Source organism: Tropicibacter oceani (assembly GCF_029958925.1).
Classification (GTDB): domain Bacteria; phylum Pseudomonadota; class Alphaproteobacteria; order Rhodobacterales; family Rhodobacteraceae; genus Pacificoceanicola; species Pacificoceanicola oceani.
This window is the reverse complement of sequence record NZ_CP124616.1, coordinates 3,265,609-3,288,793: the sequence shown is the minus strand read 5'-3', so window position 1 is coordinate 3,288,793 and position 23,185 is coordinate 3,265,609. Positions and strand designations below refer to the sequence as shown.

Genomic DNA, 23,185 nt, shown 5'->3' with positions numbered 1-23,185 from the left:
CGGCCCCCCCGGGATATTTGGGGCAATTGGAAGCGGGGAAGCGGGTCATTGCGCCGCGCTCCAGTCCTGGCGCAGGGCGATCATCTGGGCGATGGCGTCCAGCAGGTGCGGGGTTTCGCAGACCCAGGATGCGCCGTCTTCGATCAGGCGGAGTTTGCCGCTGGCGGTCAGCACCGGGTGGGTGAGCAGTTCGGTGGCGCGGGCGTGGCCGCCGTAGGGGCGGCCGATCAGGATCAGGTCGGGGTTGGTGAGGACGAGGTCCTCGAGCGGGAGGGCGCCGCCGAAGGCCAGGCCTTTTTCGGCGGCGATATTGGTCATGCCGGCGGCGTCGAGGATATCGCCGGGCAGGGTGTCGCGGCCAGCGGTGCTGCCCAGTTCATAATAAAGCGCGACGCGCGGGGACGGGCCGGGCGTGGCCCTGAGCCGGGTCAGGCGCTGGTCGAACTGGTCGAGGATGGTTTGCGCCCGCGTTTCCTGCCCCAGCAGGGCGCCCATGCGGGTGATGTTGGCGCGGGCTTCGTCCAGGGTATTTACCGGCGCGAAGATTTCGACGCGCAGGCCGAGGCGGGTCAGCATGTCGACCGTGGCGCGGGTGGTCCAGGTTCCGGCAAGCACCAGGTCAGGCTGGGCCAGCACGACGCTTTCGGCGCTGCCGTCGTTGGCGGGAAAGCCGCGGGCCTGATCGGCCATGGCGGAACTGCGCGGATCGGAGGCCAGCGCCGACAGCGAGGCGATCTGGCCGGGGTCGGCCAGCATCAGCGCCAGTTGGTCGGTGCACAGGTTGAGAGAGACGACACGCCGGGGCGACTGGGCCCCGGCGTGGGTGGTCACGGCGCAGATCAGCGCCGCGACGCAGGCCATGAGCCTAGAAGGACGCATTGATCCCGAACTTGATCGCGCGGGGCGAGGTGCCGTAGCCGGGCACCAGTTCATAGTCTTCGTCCAGCAGGTTGTGCACCGCGACATAGGCGCGGGTCGTGTCGGTGATGTCATAGCCGACCTTCAGATCGACCACGGTGTAGGGGTCCATGTCCACCAGCGCAAAGGCGGCGGTGTTGTCCTGCGGGCGGTCGGTGACGTGGCGCGCCACCAGCCCCATGTCCAGCCGGTCGGTCAGCTGGGCGTCAAGGCCAAGCGTGAATTCACGCCCCGGCACCCGGGCCAGGCGGCCGCCGCTGCCATCGTCGGTGGTCATGAAGGTGGCATTGCCAAAGACATCAAGGCGTTCGCCCAGAGGGGCGTCAAAGCTGAACTCGAGCCCTTCGCGGCGGGTGGTGCCGTTGGCATTGGTCAGCGTGCCGATGAACAGCGGCGCGGTGCCGGCCTGGTAGACGACCAGGTTGTCGACATCGAGGCGGAACAGCGTCGCGCTGACGCTGGCGCCATTGCCGAAACGGTGGTCGACGCCCAGCTCGTACGAGCGGCTGCGCTCGGGGTCGAGGGCGGGGTTGCCGACAAAGAACACGTAGTCGCCGTAGAGCTCGTCGATCGAGGGCGGGCGATAGCCGGTGGCCACGGCGCCGCGCAGCGTGGTGCTTTGCGTCGGGCGCCAGGCAAAGGCCAGGCGTCCGGTGGTTTCGCCGCCAAATTCGGAATGGTCGTCGTGGCGCAGGGTTGCGGTCACGTCCAGCTGGTCGCTGGGCGACCAGAGCGCTTCGGCGAAGAGGCCCTTGGTGGTGATATCGGCATCGCCGCCGGGCAGCGAGGTGGCCTCGACCTCTTCGCGCTGGATGTTCAGGCCAAAGCTGAGCCGCCAGTCCGAGGTGACCTGCGACGTCGTCTTGTAGCTGAAGGCCAGACGGCGCGCGTCAAAGGACGACGAGAAGGGCGTGCCATCGGGGCTGCCCACGGTCGGGCTGCTCAGGTCGCGGTCAATGGTATAGACCGAAACATCGGCGACATGGTCCCAGGCGCCGGTGGTGAATTCGGCAAAGGCGCGCAGGCCGCGGGCGCGGCGTTCGCTGATCTCGTCGGCGGTGCCGTCCGTATAGGCATAGACGTCGTCGCCAAAGTTGAAGGTGGGAAAGCCGTTGTTGTCCTGATCGTCGCTGTAGAATTCGTCGAACTCGGTCTCGCCTTCTTCGGCAAAGCCGTTCAGGCCGACGGTCAGATCGCTGTTCACCTCGTAGCGGGCGCCGAAGGTCAGCCGGTCACGGCGAAAGCCGTCGGCTTCGTCGTTCTTGTCGCCGGGGGCGGCGGTGCTGAGGTTCAGGTCGTTTTCGCTGGCGGCCGAGAACCCGTCCGAGCGGTCGCGCGACAGGCCCAGCGACAGGGTCAGCGGGCCGTGGCGCTGGGTGATGCGCGCCGAGGTGGAGACCGACCCAAAGCTGCCAAAGGACAGCCCGAGGTTGCCGCTGGTGCCTTCGGGGGCGTTGGCGGGCAGGGTGGAAATGTCGATCACGCCGGCAACCGCGCTGCCGCCGTACAGCGCCGACTGCGATCCGCGCAGGACCTCGACCCGTTCGACGTTGCCAAAGCCAAAGCCGCCGAAATCGTCATAATAGACGTTGGTGCCCGACGGGTCGGTGACCAGGATGCCATCGATATAGACGGGGATATAGCGCGAGCGGGCGCCGCGGATGGTCAGGTTCGCGGTCGACCCCTGCGGGCCGGTCTGTGAAAACGACACGCCGGGCAGGCGGTTCAGGCGGTCGGCCAGCAGGGCGTCGGCGCCATCGTTCAGGTCTTCGGCCTCGAGGACGGAAACGCTGGTGCCGCTGCGCTCGACTTCGATCGGGGCGGCAGTGGCGGTGACGGTCAGACCTTCGAGTTCGATGATTTCCTGCGCAGAGGCGGCAGAAGCAAGGGCAAGCACAGAGGCAGTCAGCCAGAAACGGTGCATCAGGGCGATCCTTTCCAGATCATCCCGCCCGGAGTGGGGCGGGCCATGAGGGTATGTTCTTGGAAAAGCCTGTGATGGGGCCTCCGCGAACGGTGAATGAAATGCCACCACGCCGGAGAACCGTACCCGCAGACGCGCCCCGCGCCCCGGATGGGTGATCACCTTGGCAGGTCTCCTGACTGGCGGGTCATCGCGTCTGCCGGGCCTTCCCGGGGTTTTCCCCAGTGGCTGTGCCGGCTACGCTCGTCGCTTACAGTTGCGGGGGCAGTCGCGGATTTTCACCGCGTTCCCTATTAACCGGAAATCTTCCGGACCGAGGCAGCCCCGTGCTAGCCGCGCCCCGCAGGAAAGGCAACCGGGCAAAGCGACACCTTTGGGTATTGTCGCGACCTTGCAACGCTGTCGCGTGCGCGGGGGGCGGGCCTTCGGTAATGAATTTTTAACCAAAGATTGATTGAAAGCGAGGATGCTCCCGCCAGGCTTGAAGGTGTGGGGTTTGTGCGGGACAGGCGGGGCAAGCCCGCGGGTTTCCCCGGCGCTTCCATTCTGGAAAGGGGCGGCGCCGGCCCTTATCGCAGGATGATAGTGCATGGGTTTCGATCGAATGCCGCAATTGACCACGATTGTTGCCGCAACCTCGCGGCGCCATCAGGGCGGGCGGCTGGCGTCTGGGTGGTGGATCATCCCCGGCATGGTGCTGGGTCTGGTGGTCTGGTGGCAGATCATTCGCGGCCTTTTGTGGCTGTTTGGCGCCTGACGCCGCGCGCCGTCGTCCTTTCCACCTGATTTCACACTTTTGATCGCCGCTGTCGCCGTCCCATGGGAAACCATGGGACAGGGGCATGGGAAATCGTGGGACGCGGTCTGGGAAAACATGGATCAGACCTGAAGGCACCGCGCGCAGACGAATCAAATCCTTAATTTTTGGGGTGATTCTGGCCCTGTTCTGGGGTAAATGCAGGTTTGGCGGCCTCTCACCCGTCCTGTTTTCGCCCTGTTTTAGAGAAATCCGGGAATTCATGGGAAAAAACTTGGGCCCCCGCGCTGGCCTATATCTTGTGTTTGAATTTGGGATTTCCACCACTTCTGCCCGAAAAATGCCCAAATTCACCGCAATATGTTGTTTTTCAGGGTGGGTCAGAACAACATCCGGTGCCGTTCGCCCATAAAAACAGTTGATCCCCATGAATTCCCATGGCATCCCTAGTTCACACGATGGGAAACGGACAGGGGCAGCAAGACCCCGCACCGAACTACCAAAAACAAAAAAAGAGCAGGTTTCATACAGGCACCGCTTTCCATCGTGAAAACAAGGATCCGGCGCGCGGGCGAGCAGACATCCCCCCAGGTGGCGCGCGCAGTCGGAGATACCCGCATCGCGGGTCAGCGGCGGGTTGATCAGTGGCAGCAGATCAACCCGCCGTTTTACGTTTTTGGGGCAATGTTTACGAGGGACGACCAGGACAGTGGGCCGCAGGCTTAAATTCAGAGGTGAAAGCCATCACAAGGTTGATGGCAAGGGGCGGGTGTCTATCCCGGCCTCTTTTCGCCGTGTTCTGGAGGCGGGCGACCCCAACTGGACCGACGGGCTGAGCCCCGAACTGGTCATCGTCTACGGCGACCACCGCCGCAAGTACCTTGAAGTTTACACCATGGAAGCCATCGAAGAGGTCGACGACAAGATCGCCGCCCTGCCGCGTGGCTCGGTCGAACGGCGGATGCTGGAACGGCTGTTCAACGGTCAGTCGATGCCGACGACGGTGGATGACACCGGCCGCATCGTCCTGCCCGCCAAGCTGCGCCAGAAGATCGACATCGAGGGCGAAGCCTTTTTCATCGCCTCGGGCGATACCTTCCAGGTCTGGAAGCCGGAAACCTACGAGCAGGAAGAACTGGCCAAGACCGAAGAATGGCTGGACGAACTGCCCGATGATTTCGACCCGCTGGTCCTTCTTGACAAGAAGCTGGGCGAATAGGCCGATGCCCGGGGACGCACCACATATTCCCGTTCTGCTGAGGCCGCTGCTGGAGGCGGTTGCCCCGGTACATGGCCTGTGGATCGACGGCACGCTGGGGGCGGGGGGCTATACCCGCGGCCTTCTGGATGCGGGCGCCGAGCGGGTGATCGGCATAGACCGCGACCCCACCGCGCATGATCTGGCGCTGGACTGGATCGGCCCCTACGCGGACCGCATCACCCTGGTCGAGGGCAATTTCGCCGACATGGACCGCTGCGCCAGCGATGTTGACGGCGTGGTGCTGGATCTGGGCGTGTCCTCGATGCAGCTGGACCAGGCTGAGCGCGGCTTTTCCTTCATGAAGGACGGGCCGCTGGACATGCGCATGGGGCAAAGCGGCGCCTCGGCCGCCGATCTGGTCAATACCCTGAGCGAAGAGGAACTGGCCGACATTCTGTATCACTACGGCGAGGAACGGCAATCGCGCCGCATCGCCCGGCGCATCGTGCTGGCGCGCGGCGACAAGCCGTTCGAGACGACGCTGGAGCTGGCCGAACTGATCGAAAACACCATCGGTCGCAGCAAGCCGGGGCAATCCCATTCCGCCACCCGCAGCTTTCAGGCGCTGCGCATCGCGGTGAACGAGGAATACCAGGCGCTGTGGCAGGGCCTGCTGGCCGCCGAGCGCGTGTTGAAACCGGGCGGCCACCTGGCGGTCGTGACCTTCCATTCCGTCGAAGACCGCATGGTCAAACGCTTTTTCCAGGCCCACGGCGAGGCCAAGCGCCACGTCAACCGCTATGGCAGCGACAGCCACGAGGCAAGCGCACCCTTTGACGTGCTGACCCGCAAGGCCATCGGCCCGGACAAGGACGAACTGGCGCAGAACCCGCGCGCGCGGTCGGCCAAGCTGCGCGTCGGGCGGCGCACCAGCGTTCCGGCGCAGGATCTTGCCGCGACTGAAATCGCCATGCCGGACCACCAAAGGAGACGTTGACCCATGCGCACCTTGCTGTTTCTGCTGACCGCGATGGCCGTCATCGGCTCGGGCTTTTGGGCCTATCACGAAAACTATGCCACGCAGGCCGAACAGGACCGCGCGCAAAACCTGCGCAACGACATTGGCGCGGCGCGCGAACGGCTGGCGATTCTGCGGGCGGAATGGGCCTATCTGAACCGTCCCGACCGGCTGCGCGACCTGGCCGAGCTGAACTTTGACCGCCTTGGCCTGTTGCCGCTGCGCCCCGACCAGTTCGGGCGCGTCGATCAGGTGGCCTTTCCGATGCCCGAGCAGATCGACATTTCCCAGCCCATCGACGTGACCAGCGCCGGAGCCGACGAATGATCCGCACCCCCCTGCGCCCGCTGGCGCGCATTCTTGAAGCCCGCCAAAAGGGCGAAAACCCCGACGCCATCGAACGCGAGAACCTGCGCATCCGTCACGAACAGATGCGCGACAAAAGCCGGGTGCGCGCCGAAGGGCGCCTTCTGGTCATGGGGGTCGCGTTCTTTTGCGCCTTTGTGGTGATCGGTGCGCGCATGGGCACCCTAGCCGCGACCGAACCGACCGAACCGCGCGCCCATACCTCGGGCAATTCGATCATCGCCAGCCGCGCCGACATCGTCGATCGCAAGGGCCGGATGCTGGCGACGAACATGTCGACGCACAGCCTGTATGCCCACCCGCACCAGATGATCGAGCCCGAGCGCGCCGCCGCCGAGCTGGCGCGCATCTTTCCCGATCTCGATCAGCAGGACCTGCTGAAGGATTTCACCGGCGGCAAGCGCAAGTTCCTGTGGGTCAAAAAGAAAATCAGCCCCGAACAGATGCAGGCCGTGCATGACATCGGCGAGCCGGGGCTGCTGTTCGGCCCGCGCGAGATGCGTCTTTATCCCAATGGGGCGCTTGCTGCGCATGTGCTGGGCGGCACCAATTTTGGCCGCGAGGGCGTGCATGCCGCCGAGGTCATCGGCGTCGCCGGCATTGAACGCTTCATGGACGAGACGCTGCGCGACCCGGCCCGCGAAGGTGCGCCGCTGGAGCTGTCGCTGGACCTGACCGTACAGGCCGCATCAGAAGAGGTGCTGGACGCCGGGATGAAGCTGATGAACGCGCGCGGCGCGGCCTCGGTGCTGATGGATGTCCGGACCGGCGAGGTGATTTCCATCGTCTCGCTGCCCGATTTCGACCCCAACGACCGGCCGCGCCCGGCGGTTCAGGGCAGCCCGTCCGACAGTCCGCTGTTCAACCGCGCGGTGCAGGGGGTCTATGAGCTGGGCTCGACCTTCAAGATCTTTGCCGCAGCGCAGGCGATGGACCTGGGCCTGGTGGGGCCCAACACGATCATCGACACGCGTCCGCCCTTCAAGGTCGGTGGCCACAAGATCGGCGAATTCGACAACCACAACTATGGCGAAATTTCCGTCGAAGAGATCATCGTGCAATCGTCGAACCGGGGCACCGGCAAGATGGCCCTGGCCATCGGCCCGGCGCGCCAGCAGGAATTCCTGAAGTCCATCGGCCTGTTCGACCCGACCCCGCTGGAAATCGTCGAGGCGGCGGGCGGCAAGCCGTTGATCCCGACGCGCTGGACCGATCTGAGCGCGGTAACCATTTCTTATGGCCACGGTATTTCCACTTCGCCGCTGCACCTGGCGGCGGGCTATGCGGCCATCGCCAACGGTGGCACCGCCGTGCGCCCGACCTTGCTGAAGCAGAATTCGATCCAGCAGGGGCCGCGCGTCATGTCGCCCGAATCCGCCGCCGCCGCGCGGCAGATGTTGCGCAAGGTCGTGACCGAAGGCACCGCCAGCTTTGGCGAGGTGCCCGGCTATTACGTCGGCGGCAAGACCGGCACCGCGGACAAGCCCAAGGAACGCGGCGGCGGCTATTACAAGGACAAGACGATCACCACCTTTGCCAGCATCTTTCCGGCGCATGATCCGCGCTATGTGCTGATCGTCACGCTGGACGAGGCGATCGAGACCTCGGGGACCAAACCGCGCCGCACCGCGGGATGGACGGCCGTGCCGGTCGCCGCCGAGATGATCGGCCGGATCGCGCCGCTGCTGGGGATGCGCCCCGAATTCGAACAACTGCGTCTTGAGCAGGTGGTTCAGGCCTCGGTTTCGGGCGACTGACCGGGGCAGGGCGCGGCCCCTTGCGGGGCGCCAAACGCGATTGCGCGAAATCCACATTTCCGCCCTTGCCCCCACGCGCCGTATGGCCTTGGGGGATGCTTTGCCGTATGTAGCGGGTCAAAGTCAGTCAGGGGGCAAATATGGGGTATCCTCCCAAAAGCCTGGCCGAACTGGGCCTGACCGCCCGGGGTGGCCGAGAGGTTCAGGTCACCGGTCTTGCGGTCGACAGTCGCGAAGTCCGGCAAGGCACGTTGTTTGCCGCCATGCCGGGCACCAAGGTGCATGGCGCCAGTTACATTTCCACCGCGCTGGCGCAGGGCGCTTCGGCCATCCTGACCGATGTCGAAGGCGCGCAACTGGCCGCCGAGACGCTCGAGGCTTCGGACGCGGCGCTGATCGTGGCCGCCGATCCGCGGCAGGCGCTGGCCTATACTGCCGCGCTCTGGTTTGGCCGGCAGCCCGAAACCGTGGTTGCGGTCACCGGCACCAACGGCAAGACCAGCGTCGCCACCTTTACCCGGATGATCTGGCAGGAACTGGGGCAGCGGGCGGTCAACCTGGGCACCACCGGTGTCGAAGGCGACTGGCAGGCGCCGTCGCGCCACACCACGCCCGAACCCATCGCACTGCACCGCATGCTGGCCGATGCCGCCGGCGCCGGGGTTGAATACGCCGCGATGGAGGCGTCGAGCCACGGGCTGGAGCAGCGCCGCCTGGACGGCGTGCAGCTGAAGGCGGCGGGGTTCACCAACTTTACCCAGGACCACCTGGATTACCACGCCAGTTTCGAGGCCTATTTCGACGCCAAGGCAGGTCTGTTCGCGCGCGTGCTGCCCGAGGACGGCACCGCCGTGATCAACATCGACGACCCGCGCGGCGTCGACATGCTGGCCATCGCCAAGGCGCGCGGCCAACAGGTGATCACCGTGGGCCGCGAGGCGGCGGATATCTGTCTGGAAGGCCAGCGCTTTGACGCCACCGGGCAAGAGGTGCGGATTTCCCATCGCGGCATGGTCCGGCAGGAACGGCTGAACCTGATCGGCGGGTTCCAGGCGGAAAACGTGCTGCTGGCGGCGGGGCTGGTGATTGCCTGCGGCGCCGACGCGGGCGATGTCTTTGACATGCTGCCTTTGCTGGGCACCGTGCGCGGCCGGATGCAGCTGGCCGCGACGCGCGACACCGGCGCGGCGGTCTTTGTCGATTACGCCCATACGCCCGACGCCGTGTCGACCGCCATTCAGGCGCTGCGCCCGCATGTGATGGGCAAGCTGGTGGCGATTGTCGGCGCGGGCGGCGACCGCGATACGTCGAAACGGCCGCTGATGGGGCGGGCGGCGGCGCAGCACGCCGACCTGGTGATCGTGACCGACGACAACCCGCGCAGCGAAGACCCCGCCAGCATCCGCGCCGCCGTGCTGGCCGGCGCCCCCGAGGCGCTGGAGGTCGGCGACCGCGCCGAGGCGATCCTGCGCGGCGTCGATGCGCTGGGCCCTGGCGATGCGCTGCTGATTCTGGGCAAGGGCCATGAATCCGGGCAGACCGTCGGCGACACGGTCTATCCCTTTGACGATGCAGAACAGGCAAGCGTGGCGGTTGCGGCGCTGGATGGGAGGGGCTCGTGACGCTCTGGACTTCCGAGGCGGCGGCGCAGGCCACCGGCGGGCGCGCAACCGCGCCCTTTTCCGTGTCGGGCGTGTCGATCGACACCCGCACGATCGAACCCGGCGATCTGTTCGTCGCCCTGAAGGCGGCGCGCGACGGCCATGACTTTGTGGCCCAGGCGCTGGAAAAGGGGGCGGGCGCGGCATTGGTCAGCCACATCCCCGAAGGTGTCGCACCCGATGCGCCGCTGCTGCTGGTCGATGACGTTCTGGGCGGGCTCGAAGCGCTTGGCATCGCGTCGCGGGCGCGGTTTCAGGGCAGGGTCGTGGCGGTGACAGGCTCGGTCGGGAAAACCTCGACCAAGGAAATGCTGCGGACGGTGCTGGGCGGGCAGGGCAGGGTCCATGCCGCCGAGAAAAGTTACAACAACCACTGGGGCGTGCCCCTGACGCTGGCGCGGATGCCGCAGGACGCCGATTTCGCGGTGATCGAGATCGGCATGAACCATCCCGGAGAGATCTCTCCGCTGGCGCGCTTTGCCCGGCCGGACGTGGCGATGATCACCATCGTCGCCCCCGCCCACCTTGAGGCCTTTGAAAGCCTCGAAGGCATCGCGCGCGAAAAGGCAGCGATCTTTGACGGGTTGGAGCCGGGCGGCGTGGCCGTGATCAACGGTGATCTGCCAGTCAGCGACATCCTGCGTGCCGCAGGCCAGGCGAAGGCCGCGCAGGTCCTTGAATTCGGAGAGAATACCGGCAATTCGCATCGCGTGACGCAGGTCCAGCTGCATGACAGCGTGACCGTCGCCCAAGGGCTGATCGCCGGGCAGGATGTTCTTTACAAGGTCATGGTGCCGGGCCGTCATTTTGCCGTCAACGCCATGGGCGTGCTGGCGGTGATCGATGCGCTGGGGCTGGACCGTGCGCAGGCGATCATGTCGCTGGCGCAATGGAACCCCGGCGCCGGGCGCGGCGCGCGGCAAAAGATCGTGCTGGACCTGGTGCGCCCCGAACTGTCGGTCGAACTGATCGACGACGCCTACAACGCCAACCCCGCCTCGCTTGGCGCCGCGCTCGAAGTGCTGGCGGCGGCGCGTCCGGTGGATGCGGTGGGGCGCGTCGGGCAGGGGCGGCGCATCGCCTATCTGGGCGACATGAAGGAACTGGGCCAGACCGAGGCAGCCCTGCACGCCGCCATCGCGGCGCTGCCCGCCATGGAGCAGATCGACAAGGTACACTGCGTCGGCCCGCTGATGCGCCATCTCTGGGAGGCCCTGCCCGAAGACAGGCGCGGCCGCTGGCACGCGGATGCGGCGCAGATGTCGGACGGCGTGGCACATGATCTGGACGCGGGCGACGTGGTCCTGGTCAAGGGATCGCTGTCGATGGGGCTGGCGCGCGTGGTTGACGCGATCCGCAAAATGGGCCAAGGCCCTGCGGATCAGGACGGGTAAGGGACGAATAGATGCTGTTTTGGCTGACGGAACTCAGTGACGGGGGGGATTTTTTCAACCTCTTCCGCTATATCACCTTCCGCGCGGGCGGGGCCTTTCTGACCGCCCTGATCTTTGGCTTTCTGTTCGGGCGTCCCCTGATCAACGTGCTGCGCAGGCGGCAGGGCAAAGGCCAGCCGATCCGTGATGACGGCCCCGAAGGGCATTTCGTCAAGGCCGGCACGCCGACCATGGGCGGACTGCTGATCATCGGCGCGCTTGTCACCTCGACCCTGCTTTGGGCGCGGCTGGACAATCCCTTTGTCTGGATGGTGCTGTTTGTCACAATGTCCTATGCGGCCATCGGCTTTGCCGACGATTACGCCAAGGTCAAGAAACAGAACACCGCCGGGGTGTCGGGCAAGATCCGGCTGCTGCTGGGGCTGCTGATCGCGGGCATCGCCGGGTGGTGGGCCGCGCAATACCACCCCGAGGCGCTGACCAACCAGCTGGCGCTGCCGATCTTCAAGGACACGCTGATCAACCTGGGCTACCTGTTCGTGCCTTTCGCGGTGATCGTGATCGTCGGCGCGGCCAATGCGGTCAACCTGACCGACGGCCTGGACGGGCTGGCCATCATGCCGGTGATGATCGCGACCAGCACCCTTGGCGTGATCGCCTATGCGGTGGGGCGCGTCGACTTTACCGAGTATCTGGACGTGCATTACGTGCCGGGCACCGGTGAAATCCTGATCTTTGCCGCTGGCGTGGTGGGCGGCGGCCTTGGGTTCCTGTGGTACAACGCACCGCCTGCCGCCGTGTTCATGGGCGACACCGGATCGCTGGCCCTTGGCGGCGCCCTGGGCGCGATCGCCGTGGCCACCAAGCACGAGCTGGTCCTGGCCATCGTCGGCGGCCTTTTCGTGGTCGAGGCGCTGAGCGTGATCATTCAGGTGCTGTATTTCAAACGCACCGGCAAGCGGGTCTTCTTGATGGCGCCGATCCACCACCACTACGAGAAAAAGGGCTGGGCCGAGCCGACCATCGTGATCCGGTTCTGGATCATCTCGCTGATCCTGGCGATTGTCGGGCTGGCGACGCTGAAGGTGCGCTAAAGCTGTCGGCCGGGCCGCTTGCGGCGGCGGTTGAAGTGAGTATTTTTGCCAAGAAGAAGCATGGGGTGGGTCGCAGGGCCGCCCCCATTGCGTATGGGGGACAGTCCGAATGATACCGGTACGTGGATTTGACGGGGCGCATGTGGCGGTCCTGGGGCTTGGGCGCTCGGGGATATCGGCGGCGCGGGCGCTGCGCGAGGGCGGTGCCCAGGTGCTGGTCTGGGATGACACCCCCGCCGCGCGCGAACGCGCCGAGGCCGAGGGCTTCGAGGTGCGCGACATGCTGCGCCCGGGGGCCTTTGACGATATCGCCTGCCTCGTGGTGTCGCCGGGCATTCCGCATCTGTACCCTGCGCCCAACCCGGTGATCGCCGCCGCCTATGCGGCCGGCGTGCCGGTGGACAACGATATCGGGCTGTTCTTCCGCTCGCTTGGCGAAGGCTGGGAGATGTTCGACCGCGCCCCCAAGGTGGTGGCGGTGACCGGATCGAATGGCAAATCGACCACCTCGGCGTTGATCCATCACCTGCTGCACGCGTCAGGGCGCGACAGCCAGCTGGCGGGCAACATCGGGCGCGGCGTGCTGGACATTGACCCGCTTGAAGACGGCAGCGTGGTGGTGCTGGAATTGTCCAGCTACCAGACCGACCTGGCCCGCGCCCTGACCCCGGATGTTGCGGTCTTTACCAACCTCTCGCCCGACCATCTTGACCGGCACGCTGGCTTGGGCGGCTATTTCGCCGCCAAGCGCCGCCTGTTTGCCGAAGGCGGCCCGGACCGCGCCATCATCGGCGTCGACGAGGTCGAAGGCCGCTACCTGGCCAATCAACTGAGCGAAGGGCGCGGTGATGACCGGGTGATCCGCGTGTCATCGGGAACCAAGCTGACCGGGCCGGGCTGGCAGGTGTTTGCCCGCAAGGGGTTCCTGACCGAATGGCGCAAGGGGCGGCAGGTGGCCTCGATCGACCTGCGCGAGGTCACGGGCCTGCCAGGCGCGCACAACCACCAGAACGCCTGCGCCGCCTATGCGGCCTGCCGCGCCCTGGGCCTGGGCCCGCGCGACATCGAGGCGGGGTTGAAAACCTTCTCCGGTCTGCCGCACCGCAGCCAGACCATCGCCGAGGCAAAGGGCGTGCGCTATGTCAACGACAGCAAGGCGACCAACGTCGACAGCGCGGTCAAGGCACTTCAGGCCTTCACGAACATCCGCTGGATCTGTGGCGGCCTGATGAAGGAAGGCGGCCTCGAAGGGCTCGCGCCGGGCCTGCCCAATGTCACCAAGGCCTATGTCATCGGCCGCGAAGCCGCCGCCTTCGCCCTTGGCCTACCCGGGGTCGAGGCTGAGATCTGCACCACGATGGAGCGCGCCGTCGCCCAGGCCATGCATGACGCGCAACCGGGTGATGTGATCCTGCTCGCCCCCGCCGCCGCCAGTTTCGACCAATACGACAACTTCGAAAAACGCGGCGAAGACTTCGCGGCACGGGTGCTGGCAAGCCTCGGTTAACCAGGGCCTGCGCGCTTCCAATTGCCCTAAATATCCTGGGGGGTGAATTGGCCAGAGGCCAAGAGGGGGGCAAGGCCCCCCTTTCTTCGGGCGGCGCGCCTCGCGCGGCGCAACATCCGGCCCCCGGTGTCAGACGTCTTCGCCCAGCCTGTCCTTGATCGCCAATTGCGCTGCCGCCAGCCGCGCCACCGGCACCCGGAACGGCGAGCAGCTGACATAGTCCATGCCCACCGCGCGGCAAAACTGGATCGATTCCGGGTTGCCGCCATGTTCGCCGCAAATCGACAGGGTGACATCGGCGCGGGCCTGACGTCCACGCTCGGCGCCCATGGCCACCAATTCGCCCACGCCCTCGACGTCCAGCACGTGGAACGGATCTTCGGCGAAAACACCTTGCTGTACGTAGTTCGACATGAACCGCCCGGCGTCGTCGCGCGACAGGCCATAGGTCATCTGGGTCAGATCGTTCGTCCCGAAGGACAGGAAATGCGCGTGCTGGGCGATCTCGTCGGCGCGCAGACAGGCGCGCGGCGTTTCCACCATCACGCCAAAGCGATAGGTGAAGTCGGCCCCGCGTTCGGTGCGCACGGCGGCCGCCACGGCGTCGATCCTTGCGCGCAGGATTTCGACCTCGCGCTTGGCCGACACCAGCGGCAGCATGATTTCTGGCACCACCGGCGCGCCGTCGCGGCTGGCGTCCAGCGTCGCCTCGAATATCGCGCGGGCCTGCATGTCGTAGATTTCGGGCACGGTGATGCCCAGGCGCACGCCGCGCATCCCCAGCATGGGGTTGTATTCGCCCATCGCCTCGACCCGCCGGGTCACGTCGGACACCGGCAGGTCCAGCGCCTCGGCCAGATCGCGCAGGCCGGCGCGGTCGGTGGGCAGGAATTCGTGCAGGGGCGGATCGAACAGGCGGATGCAGACCGGCATGCCTTCCATGATGCGGAACAGCTCGGTGAAGTCGGCGCGCTGCATCGGCAGCAGCACCGCCAGCGCCGCCTTGCGATCCTCGGGCGTGTCGGCAAAGATCATCTCGCGCATGGGGGTCAGGCGATCTTCTTCAAAGAACATGTGCTCGGTCCGGCACAGCCCGATGCCCTGCGCGGCAAAGTTGCGCGCGGTGCTGGCATCGGCTGGGGTGTCGGCATTGGCGCGCACGCCGATATCGCGCGCCTCGTCGGCCCAGGTCATGAAGGTCTGGAAACTGTCGTCCAGCACCGCCTCGACCATCTCTGGCGCACCGGCCAGCACCTGACCATGGGTGCCGTCGATGGTGATCACATCGCCCGCCTTGAACACGCGCCCGTCCTCGGTGGTGATCTGCCCACGCTTGAGGTTGAACTTCATCCGCGCCGCCCCCACCACGCAAGGCAGGCCAAGGCCGCGCCCGATGACGGCGGCGTGGCTGGTCATGCCGCCGCGTTCGGTCAGCACGCCCACGGCAGCATGCATGCCGCGAATATCCTCGGGCGAAGTTTCGCGCCGCACCAGGATGCAGGGCTCATCCCGCGCGGCGCTGGCCTGCGCCTCGGACGAGGAAAAGACGATCCGCCCGGTCGCGGCACCGGGCGAGGCGGCGACACCGCTGCCGATGACGTCGCGCGGCGCATCATCGGCCACCTGCCGGTGCAGCAGTTCCGACAGCGAATGCGGATCGACGCGCATCAGCGCCTCTTGCTGGGGGATGATGCCATCCTCGGCCAGCCGCACGGCAATGCGCACGGCAGCGCGCGGGCTGCGGTCGACCCGGACACCGTCCAGGATATGCACATTGCCATTCTCGATGGTGAATTCGATCTGCATTTCGGCGCGCAACCGGCGGCGCATCAGTTCCGCGTGGGCCTTGAGTGCCTCGAAGGCCTCGGGCTCCAACTCTTCGAGCGAGGGACCGCGCGGGTCGCGAGTCAGGAACAGCGCCTTGGTGCCTTGCTGCAATGCCTCGCGGCCCTGGCTCTGGCTCAGGTAGCGGCCGGTGATCTGGCGCAGCCCGGTTTCGGAACTCACCAGTTGCAGCACGCCCGACCCGCATTCGCCCTGGCCCAGCCCCAGCGCCATCTGCTGCACCACAAGGCCCAGACCGGCATTGGCGGGCGCGCCGCGTGCCTGCCGCAGCAGACGCGCTGTCGTGCCTTCCCAGGCCCGCGCCATCGAGCGCAAAACCTCGTGCAGTTGTTGCGCGGGGTCCTGGGGAAAGGGTTCCTCGGCCTCTTCTTCATAGGCGGCAAGGGCCAGTGTCAGGCCCTCTTGTCCGGCTTGATCGATCTCGTCGAACATGTCGGGGTCCAGCCGGGCGACGTGCACCGCGTAGCTTTGGACAAACCGCAGGTACAAGGAGGCTGCGGCGTCGCGGCCGATGGTGTCGGACAGCTCGACAAAGCGCGCGTCGTTCATGCCGATGTTCAGCATCGCACCTGGCCCGCCCCAGTCGGGGTCTTCGGACGAGGGGCGCACACACAGCAGCGCGCCGTCGGGAAAGCTGGCCACGATGGCGGCGACGTCGGGCATTTCGCCCGCCGCTATGGCATGGACGGCCTTGAAGGACAGGGCAACGGTCGGCGGCACGGGCAGGTCCAGCCGGACCAGACGTTGCAGGCATTTCGCCCGCCCCCCGTGGCTGGGCGTGGCCATGGGCGAGGTCGCGGTGATCACAGTGACATCAGGGTTGTCGGCTGCGGGTTGCTGCGGTGCGGCGTGTGTCATGCGGTGCAGCATACGCAGGTGCAGCATTCTGGCAAGATGGGATGTCGTCGCGTATGCGTCGCGCCTGCGGATAGGGGGGGCAGGCCGGCAATGTACCGGGGCTTCGCCCGTGATTGCCTCAAACCCTCCCCCGGAGGGTTTGCCGGGCCGCGTTGCGGCCCGGACCGGCAATCACCCCTCGATGCGGGTCAGGTCGGCGACTTGCAGGCAGATGGTGCGAATGCGCGCCAGCAGGTTCAGGCGGTTGCGGCGCACCACCTGGTTGTCCGAATTCACCTGCACCGCCTCGAAAAAGGCGTCGATCGGGGCGCGCAGGGCGGCCATCGCCTCCATGGCATCGGAAAACGCTTCGGAGTCCATCGCCGGGCCGATGCGGGCTTCGGCGGCGTCCAGGGCCGCGAACAGGGCCTTTTCGGACTCGTCCTCGGCGAACTTGATGTCGGCGCCAAAGGAGTATTCGACTCCATCGTTTTCTTCGGCCTGGGACAGGATGTTGTTGGCCCGTTTGAAGCCCTGCACCAGGTTCGTGCCATCCTCGGTCGCGAGGAAATCCGACAGCGCCGAGGCGCGTTTGACCAGCAAGGTCAGGTCGTCGTGGTTCTGCATCGCCAGGCAGGCGTCGATCACGTCGTGGCGCAGGCCTTCGCCCTTGAGATGGACCTTGAGCCGGTCATGGACAAAGCCAAGCAGGTCGTCGCTGGTGTCGGGCGTGTGTTTCGTGACCTGTTCGATCCAGTTCGGCGCATCGCCTTCGAACTGGTCGATCACGGCGCGCACCGCGGCGCCAAAGACACCGTGCTGGGCGATCTCGTCCAGCAGCTCTTCTTTCAGGACGGCCTCTTTGGCGTCGCCATTGGTGACGATCTGGTGGCGCAGCAGCTGCGCGTCGATCTTGCGGTCCAGGTGCAGGCGCAGGTTGTTGGTCAGGATCAGCCGGATCACACCCAGCGCGGCGCGGCGCAGGGCATAGGGGTCTTTCGACCCGGTGGGCTTTTCGTCGATGGCCCAGAAGCCGGTCAGCAGATCCAGCTTGTCGGCCAGCGCCACGGCGACGGAAATCGGCGCGGTGGGCACGTCGTCCGACGGGCCAAGCGGCGAATAATGGTCCTGGCAGGCGGCGGCGACCTCGGAGGGCAGGCCCGCTGCCGTCGCATAATAGCGGCCCATCAACCCCTGCAATTCGGGGAATTCATAGACCATTTCCGACGAAAGGTCGGCCTTGGCGACCTCGGCTGCCTGACGTGCCAGCGCGGGGTCGGCCCCGGCAAAGGGGGCGATCTGTTCGGCCAGCGCGGCAATGCGCGCGATGCGCGCCTGCTGGCTGCCCAGCTGGTTGTGGAAGGTCACGTTGGACAGACGGTCGGTCCAGGCGCCCAGCCCTTCGGAACGGGCGACGCGCAGGTCGTTTTCCCAGAAGAACTTGGCATCCGACAGCCGCGCGGCCAGCACCTTTTGGTTGCCGGCAAGGATCGTCGCGCCGTGATCGTCGGTTTCGATATTGGCGACGGTGATGAATTTCTCGATCCGGCCGGTGCCGGGGTTCTTCACCGAAAAGAATTTCTGGTGTTCCTTCATCGAGGTTTGCAGCACCTCGGGCGGCAGGCCAAGAAATTCGTCGTCGATCGAGCCCATCAGCACCACGGGCCATTCCACCAGCCCCGCGACCTCGCGCAGCAGGCCGGCGTCCTCGACCACCTCAAGACCCTGGGCAAAGGCCTGGTTCTGCGCATCCTGCCAGATCGCCTGCTGGCGCTCCTCGGGGTTCAGGATCACCTTGGCGCGTTTCAGACGGGCCTCGTAATCGTCAAAGGAGGTCACATCAAAGGGCCCGTCGCCCATGAAGCGGTGGCCTTCGGTGGTCTGGCCCGACTTGATGCCATCCACCTCCATTTCGATTACCTGATCGCCGTGGTCGTCGGACAACAGGCACAGGATGCGGTGCAGCGGGCGCACCCAGCGCAGGCTGCCGGCACCCCAGCGCATCGACTTGGGCCAGGGAAAGTTGCGGATCGTGCGTTCCAGCACCTCGGCGACGATCTCTTCGGCGGCGCGGCCCGGGGTGGTCACGGTGGCGTAGTAGAACGCCCCTTTCTTTTCCTCGCGCTCTTCCAACTGGTCGCGGGTCACACCCGCGCCGCGCAGGAACCCCTCAAGCGCCTTGTCCGGGGCGCCGACCTTGGGGCCGCGGCGTTCTTCGGTCAGGGTCGGGCTTTGCCGGGACAGGCCCTGCACCGTCAGCGTCAGGCGGCGCGGCGTGGTAAAGGCGGCGGCGCCGGTATAGGTCAGACCGGCCTCGACCAACCCGTCGGTCATCAGCTTTTTCAGGTCATCGCCCGCCTTGCCCTGCATGCGGGCCGGGATTTCCTCGGAAAAGAGTTCGATCAGCAGATCGGCCATGGGTCAGTTTCCTTCGGCGGTGTTGGGTCGGGGCGGACAGTCGTCGCCCAGCGGCGTGCCGTCATAGGCCTTGTCGCCGCAATCGTTGATTTCGTGCCAGACATAGCCGCGCCCGTCATCGGTGATGGCGACGACGCGGTCGATGCCCCATTCGATATTGGCCTGTCCGGTAAAGACCAGCGCGGTGCCGGCCTCGATCTCGGCGGCGATGGCCTCGGCGTCGAAACAGGTGAACCAGTCGGGGGCGATACGCGGATCGGCGCCTTCGTAGGGTTCATAGGTTTCGGTCATCATCGGCAGCGACTGGGTGGTGGTAAAGCAGGCGCGATAGCGGATCGGGCTGCTGTCGGCGTCGATCGCCTGAAAGCTGTCATACAGGATCGGTTCGGGCAGGCCGGTGGCCATGACCGTCAGTTCGACGTCGGTGGTGCCATTGGCCTCGACCGGTTCGTAATACTTGTAGACCTGCGCGTAATAGACATAGGCGCCGAAAGCCAAGGCACTGATCACCGTCGCCCCCGCGAATAGCTTGCCGCTCACGCTGCGTACCCCCCGGCTTCGGTCTGCACGAAGGCATCGGCGCAGGCCTTGGCCAGGGTGCGCACCCGGCCGATATAGGCCTGGCGTTCGGTGACCGAAATCACCCCGCGCGCGTCCAGCAGGTTGAAGATATGGCTAGCCTTGATGCACTGGTCATAGGCCGGATGCGCCATGATGATGCGCTTGCCGGTCTTGGGGTCCAGGTGCTCCTGCTCGAGGATGCGGGCGCATTCGGCCTCGGCCTCCTGGAAATGGCGCAGCAGAACGTCCGTGTCGGCCACGTCGAAGTTCCAGCGCGAATATTCCTGTTCGGTCTGGCGGAAAACATCGCCATAGGTCAGGGCAATCGGCGCATCGGGATCGTTGAAGGGCATGTCCATCACGTGATCGACGCCCAGAATGTAGATCGCCAGACGTTCCAGACCGTAGGTCAGCTCGCCCGAGACGGGGTGGCAGTCATGCCCGCCGACCTGCTGGAAATAGGTGAACTGCGACACTTCCATGCCGTCGCACCAGACCTCCCAGCCCAGACCCCAGGCGCCCAGGGTGGGCGATTCCCAGTCGTCTTCGACAAAGCGCACGTCATGCAGCGCCACGTCGATGCCGATGGCCTCAAGGCTGCCCAGATACAGCGCCTGCAGATCGGGCGGGCTGGGTTTGATCACGACCTGGTACTGGTAGTAATGCTGCAGCCGGTTCGGGTTTTCACCATAGCGCCCGTCGGTGGGGCGACGCGAGGGCTGCACATAGGCCGCTGACCAGGGCCGCGTGCCCAGCGAACGCAGGGTTGTCGCCGGGTGAAAGGTGCCTGCGCCGACCTCCATGTCATAGGGTTGCAGCATGGCACAGCCCTTGGCAGCCCAATAGGTCTGAAGCCTCAGAATGATTTCCTGAAAACTGCGCGGTTTGAGGATGGTCTCGGCCATGGCGTCTTTCCCGATCATGATTGGCGTCTGATTAGGGTGCGCATGGGTGAATATCAACCCGAATGGCGCGCCGGGGCGGCCGTTCCGGCGGGAATCCGGACCCTTGCACGATTGCATCGGAAACAGACAGGTAAGGTTTTTTGGACGTGCAACCGACAAACCATCTGTTAAGAATACATCAATCACCCTGACGTAACCCGTGACCCAGAGGCCCCCTCACTGATGAAAACCAATCTTTTTGCGGCCCTCGTGGCGGCGAGCATCACAGCAGGTGCCGCATTTGCCCAGGACGACGTTGTCTTTATTCAGGTTGAAGCCCGCACCAGCCTGAACGGCGCTCAGGAAAGCATCCGCGCCTTTTCCGAAGAACTTCAGAACGTGAACGGCTTTTCGCTGGGCGGTGGCTGGTATGGCGTGGCGCTTGGCCCCTATACCCGCACCGAGGCGCAGGCCCGCATGGGGGAGTTGCTGCGCAGCGGCGTGATCCCGTCCGATTCCTATATCGAATCCGCCGCCTCTTATGGTCAGCAGTTCTGGCCGGTGGGCGCGCAGGTCAACCAGCCGGTGGCCGCGGACCCGGCGCAGGATACCGCCGCCGTTGCCCCGGAACCGGTGGTCGCCGAACCCGCGCCCGAACCCGTCCAGGTGGCCGAGCCTGCACCGGTCGCCGAACCCGAGCCGGAGCCCGAGCCCGAGGAAACCCCGCGCCAGGCCCGCGCCTCGGAGGCGGCGCTGACCCGCGCGCAGCGCGACGAATTGCAGATCGCGCTGAAATGGGCCGGTTACTACAACTCGACCATCGACGGCGCCTTTGGCCGGGGTACCCGCAACGCCATGGCGGTCTGGCAAAATGACAACGGCCATGATGCCACGGGCATTCTGACCACCCGCCAGCGCGAACAGCTTTTGGGCCAGTACTACGCCGTGCTCGAAGGTCTGGACATTGCCGAGGTCGCCGATGAACGGTCGGGGATCGCGATGCAGATGCCCATGGGCGTGGTGGAGTTCGACCGCTACGAGGCGCCCTTTGCGCTGTTCAAATCCAGCACCGAGCTGGGCGCGCAGGTCTTGCTGATCTCGCAGCCCGGCGACAGCCAGACCATGAACGGCCTGTACGAGATCATGCAGACGCTGGAAATCGTCCCGCTGGAAGGCGAACGCAAGCGCGACCGTGACGGATTCCTGCTGACCGGGGCGAATGACCGGATCGTCAGCCATACCGAGGTGTCGCTGCGCGGCGGAGAGATCAAGGGCTTTACCCTGATCTGGCCGGCAGGCGACGAAGAACGCCGGACCCGCGTTCTGGGTCTGATGCAGTCCAGTTTTGAACGCACCGATGGCGTGCTGGACCCGGCCACCGTCACCGATCAAAGCCAGTCGGTCGACCTGGTGTCGGGGCTGAAGGTGCGCAAACCCCGGACCTCGGCCTCGGGCTTTTTCATCGACACGCGCGGCACGGTGCTGACCAGCGCCGCAACGGTGGCGGGCTGTGAACGCGTGACCCTGGAAGGGGTCTATGACGCCAAGGTGCTGGCCTCGGACGACCGGCTGGGTGTCGCGGTGCTGCGCGCCGAGGCCACGCTGGCCCCGCGCAAGGTGGCGCAATTCAACGTCGATGCGCCGCGGCTTCAGTCCGAAGTGGCGGTGTCGGGCTACAGCTTTGGCGGCGTTCTGGGCGCGCCTTCGCTGACCTTTGGCACGCTTGAGGACCTGCAGGGTCTGGGCGGCGAAGCAGAGATGAAGCGCCTGGCCATGGCGACCTTGCCCGGTGATGCGGGCGGCCCGGTCTTTGACACGGGCGGCACGGTCGTGGGCATGTTGTTGCCGCGCGGCGACGATGGCAACCGCCGCCTGCCCGAAGACGTGAACTTTGCCACCAAGCCCGAGGAAATCCTTGGCTTCCTGCGCGCGCAGGGCATTCAGCCGGTGGCGCGCGGCACCGCCAGCGCACTGGCGCCCGAGGATCTGACCGCGCTGGGCAAGGACATGACGGTTCTGGTCAGCTGCTGGTAAGCTTGCGCTGAAAGACAAACGAAAGGCCCTGCCCGTGCGGGGCCTTTCGCGTTTTTGGGGCCTAGCGGCCGAACAGCCGTTTCAGCGCGCCCCACTGGCTGAGCAGCACTCCGGCCAGGATCAGCACCAGCGCCACCAGCAGGCTGGGGCGCAGGGGTTCGTTCAGCAACAGCACCCCCAGGAAAACCGACCACAGCGGCACCTGGTAGTTGGTCAGGCTCATGAAGACCGGACCGGCGCTGCGGATCACCAGAACGCGCAGCAGGTTGGCCCCGGCGGTGGGCACAAGGCCAAGAATGGCGATCACCAGCAGGGTCTGGCCTTCGGGCATGACGGGCGGGCCTTCTTGCAGCCAGGCCAGGGGGATGACAAAGGCGCTGCCGATGATCAGTGGCACGGCGGCCAGCCCGATGGGATCGACAGGCGGCAGGCGGCGCATGGTGACGGAACTGACGGCGTAACAGGCGGCGGCGCCCAGACAGGCCAGGCGGCCCAGCGGTTCCAGTGCCTCGCCGCTGCGGGCCAGCGCCTCGGGGCCGATCAATACGGCGACACCGGCAAAGCCGATGAGGAAACCGATCAGGCGGCGCAGGCTCATCCGTTCGCCGGGGACAAAGAAATGCGCCAGCGGCAGGACCATCAGCGCGACGGCGGCCATCGACACGCCGGCAAAGCCGGATGTGACGTATTGCAGCCCCCAGGACAGCAGCATGAAGGGCAGGGCGGTGGACAGAACGCCGATCACCGTCAGCGCGCCCCAGGGGCGGTGGTCGGTCAGGAACAGCTTGCCGCCCAGGGCCAGCCAGATCACCACGGTCAGCAGCGTGGCAAAGCCGATGCGCCCGGCGGCCAGCCAGAAAGGGGTGATGCCGCGCAGGGCGATTTCCATGAACAAAAAGGTCGCGCCCCAGACAAGGCCAAGTGCGGCCACCATGAGCCAGCTTTTGGGGGTGATGTCGGGTGTCATGTCCGCTCCTGCGTCAGGGATTATGATCTTGTTTCGTGAACG

General features: G+C 65.9%; 17 protein-coding genes and 1 riboswitch. Of the genes, 10 read left to right on the top strand and 7 right to left on the bottom strand.

Annotated features, from left to right (window positions below; all coding sequences use genetic code 11):
• Positions 1–45: 45 nt before the first annotated feature.
• Both QF118_RS15740 and QF118_RS15735 read right to left on the bottom strand, forming a co-directional pair.
• Entirely contained in the window at positions 46–879 is an 834-nt protein-coding gene (locus tag QF118_RS15740) for an ABC transporter substrate-binding protein (RefSeq protein ID WP_282299999.1), read from the bottom strand.
• Positions 866–2,842 (bottom strand): TonB-dependent receptor plug domain-containing protein, encoded by a 1,977-nt coding sequence (locus QF118_RS15735; RefSeq protein WP_282299998.1) that lies wholly within the window; start codon positions 2,840–2,842, stop codon positions 866–868. Before QF118_RS15735 ends, QF118_RS15740 begins: the two co-directional genes overlap by 14 nt.
• Positions 2,843–2,990: 148 nt before the next feature.
• Positions 2,991–3,175, bottom strand: a riboswitch (cobalamin riboswitch).
• Positions 3,176–3,431: 256 nt separating this feature from the next.
• Here QF118_RS15735 and QF118_RS15730 point away from each other — a divergent pair.
• The 9 genes from QF118_RS15730 to murD all read left to right on the top strand — a co-directional run bounded on the left by QF118_RS15730 (position 3,432) and on the right by murD (position 13,597).
• Positions 3,432–3,599 (top strand): hypothetical protein, encoded by a 168-nt coding sequence (locus tag QF118_RS15730; protein WP_282299997.1) that lies wholly within the window; start codon positions 3,432–3,434, stop codon positions 3,597–3,599.
• Positions 3,600–4,308: 709 nt separating this feature from the next.
• On the top strand, positions 4,309–4,818 hold the full coding sequence (mraZ, locus tag QF118_RS15725; RefSeq protein ID WP_282299996.1) for a division/cell wall cluster transcriptional repressor MraZ: 510 nt from the start codon (positions 4,309–4,311) through the stop codon (positions 4,816–4,818).
• A 4-nt stretch (positions 4,819–4,822) separates the two neighbouring features.
• Positions 4,823–5,797, top strand: a complete 975-nt coding sequence (gene rsmH / locus QF118_RS15720) for a 16S rRNA (cytosine(1402)-N(4))-methyltransferase RsmH (protein ID WP_282299995.1) — start codon at positions 4,823–4,825, stop codon at positions 5,795–5,797.
• A 3-nt stretch (positions 5,798–5,800) separates the two neighbouring features.
• On the top strand, positions 5,801–6,145 hold the full coding sequence (ftsL, locus tag QF118_RS15715; RefSeq protein ID WP_282299994.1) for a cell division protein FtsL: 345 nt from the start codon (positions 5,801–5,803) through the stop codon (positions 6,143–6,145).
• Positions 6,142–7,941: a peptidoglycan D,D-transpeptidase FtsI family protein gene (locus QF118_RS15710; protein ID WP_282299993.1), complete on the top strand. Its 1,800-nt coding sequence runs from the start codon at positions 6,142–6,144 to the stop codon at positions 7,939–7,941. Before ftsL ends, QF118_RS15710 begins: the two co-directional genes overlap by 4 nt.
• A 140-nt stretch (positions 7,942–8,081) precedes the next feature.
• A complete protein-coding gene (locus QF118_RS15705; protein ID WP_282299992.1) occupies positions 8,082–9,563 on the top strand; it encodes a UDP-N-acetylmuramoyl-L-alanyl-D-glutamate--2,6-diaminopimelate ligase in 1,482 nt (493 codons plus the stop codon).
• Positions 9,560–10,996 (top strand): UDP-N-acetylmuramoyl-tripeptide--D-alanyl-D-alanine ligase, encoded by a 1,437-nt coding sequence (locus QF118_RS15700; protein ID WP_282299991.1) that lies wholly within the window; start codon positions 9,560–9,562, stop codon positions 10,994–10,996. The genes QF118_RS15705 and QF118_RS15700 overlap by 4 nt, the downstream gene beginning before the upstream one ends.
• Positions 10,997–11,007: 11 nt before the next feature.
• A complete protein-coding gene (mraY, locus tag QF118_RS15695) occupies positions 11,008–12,090 on the top strand; it encodes a phospho-N-acetylmuramoyl-pentapeptide-transferase (RefSeq protein WP_282299990.1) in 1,083 nt (360 codons plus the stop codon).
• Between the two features lie 109 nt (positions 12,091–12,199).
• Positions 12,200–13,597: a UDP-N-acetylmuramoyl-L-alanine--D-glutamate ligase gene (gene murD, locus QF118_RS15690; RefSeq protein WP_282299989.1), complete on the top strand. Its 1,398-nt coding sequence runs from the start codon at positions 12,200–12,202 to the stop codon at positions 13,595–13,597.
• 129 nt (positions 13,598–13,726) lie between these two features.
• On the opposite strand, the gene QF118_RS15685 is transcribed toward murD, so the two are convergent.
• The 4 genes from QF118_RS15685 to QF118_RS15670 all read right to left on the bottom strand — a co-directional run bounded on the left by QF118_RS15685 (position 13,727) and on the right by QF118_RS15670 (position 20,163).
• Complete coding sequence (locus QF118_RS15685; RefSeq protein WP_282299988.1) at positions 13,727–16,300, bottom strand: putative PEP-binding protein; 2,574 nt, start codon at positions 16,298–16,300, stop codon at positions 13,727–13,729.
• A gap of 171 nt (positions 16,301–16,471) precedes the next feature.
• On the bottom strand, positions 16,472–18,697 hold the full coding sequence (gene glyS, locus QF118_RS15680) for a glycine--tRNA ligase subunit beta (RefSeq protein WP_282299987.1): 2,226 nt from the start codon (positions 18,695–18,697) through the stop codon (positions 16,472–16,474).
• 3 nt (positions 18,698–18,700) lie between these two features.
• Positions 18,701–19,237 (bottom strand): DUF6446 family protein, encoded by a 537-nt coding sequence (locus QF118_RS15675; RefSeq protein WP_282299986.1) that lies wholly within the window; start codon positions 19,235–19,237, stop codon positions 18,701–18,703.
• Positions 19,234–20,163: a glycine--tRNA ligase subunit alpha gene (locus QF118_RS15670; RefSeq protein WP_282302499.1), complete on the bottom strand. Its 930-nt coding sequence runs from the start codon at positions 20,161–20,163 to the stop codon at positions 19,234–19,236. Before QF118_RS15670 ends, QF118_RS15675 begins: the two co-directional genes overlap by 4 nt.
• A 222-nt stretch (positions 20,164–20,385) precedes the next feature.
• Between QF118_RS15670 and QF118_RS15665 the strand changes: the two genes are divergently transcribed.
• Positions 20,386–22,176 carry a serine protease gene (locus QF118_RS15665; RefSeq protein ID WP_282299985.1) on the top strand — a complete coding sequence of 597 codons (1,791 nt, stop codon included), beginning with the start codon at positions 20,386–20,388 and terminating at the stop codon, positions 22,174–22,176.
• A gap of 61 nt (positions 22,177–22,237) precedes the next feature.
• On the opposite strand, the gene QF118_RS15660 is transcribed toward QF118_RS15665, so the two are convergent.
• The gene (locus tag QF118_RS15660) at positions 22,238–23,143 is read right to left on the bottom strand and encodes a DMT family transporter (protein ID WP_282299984.1); all 906 of its coding nucleotides are present in this window, start codon (positions 23,141–23,143) and stop codon (positions 22,238–22,240) included.
• Positions 23,144–23,185: the final 42 nt, after the last annotated feature.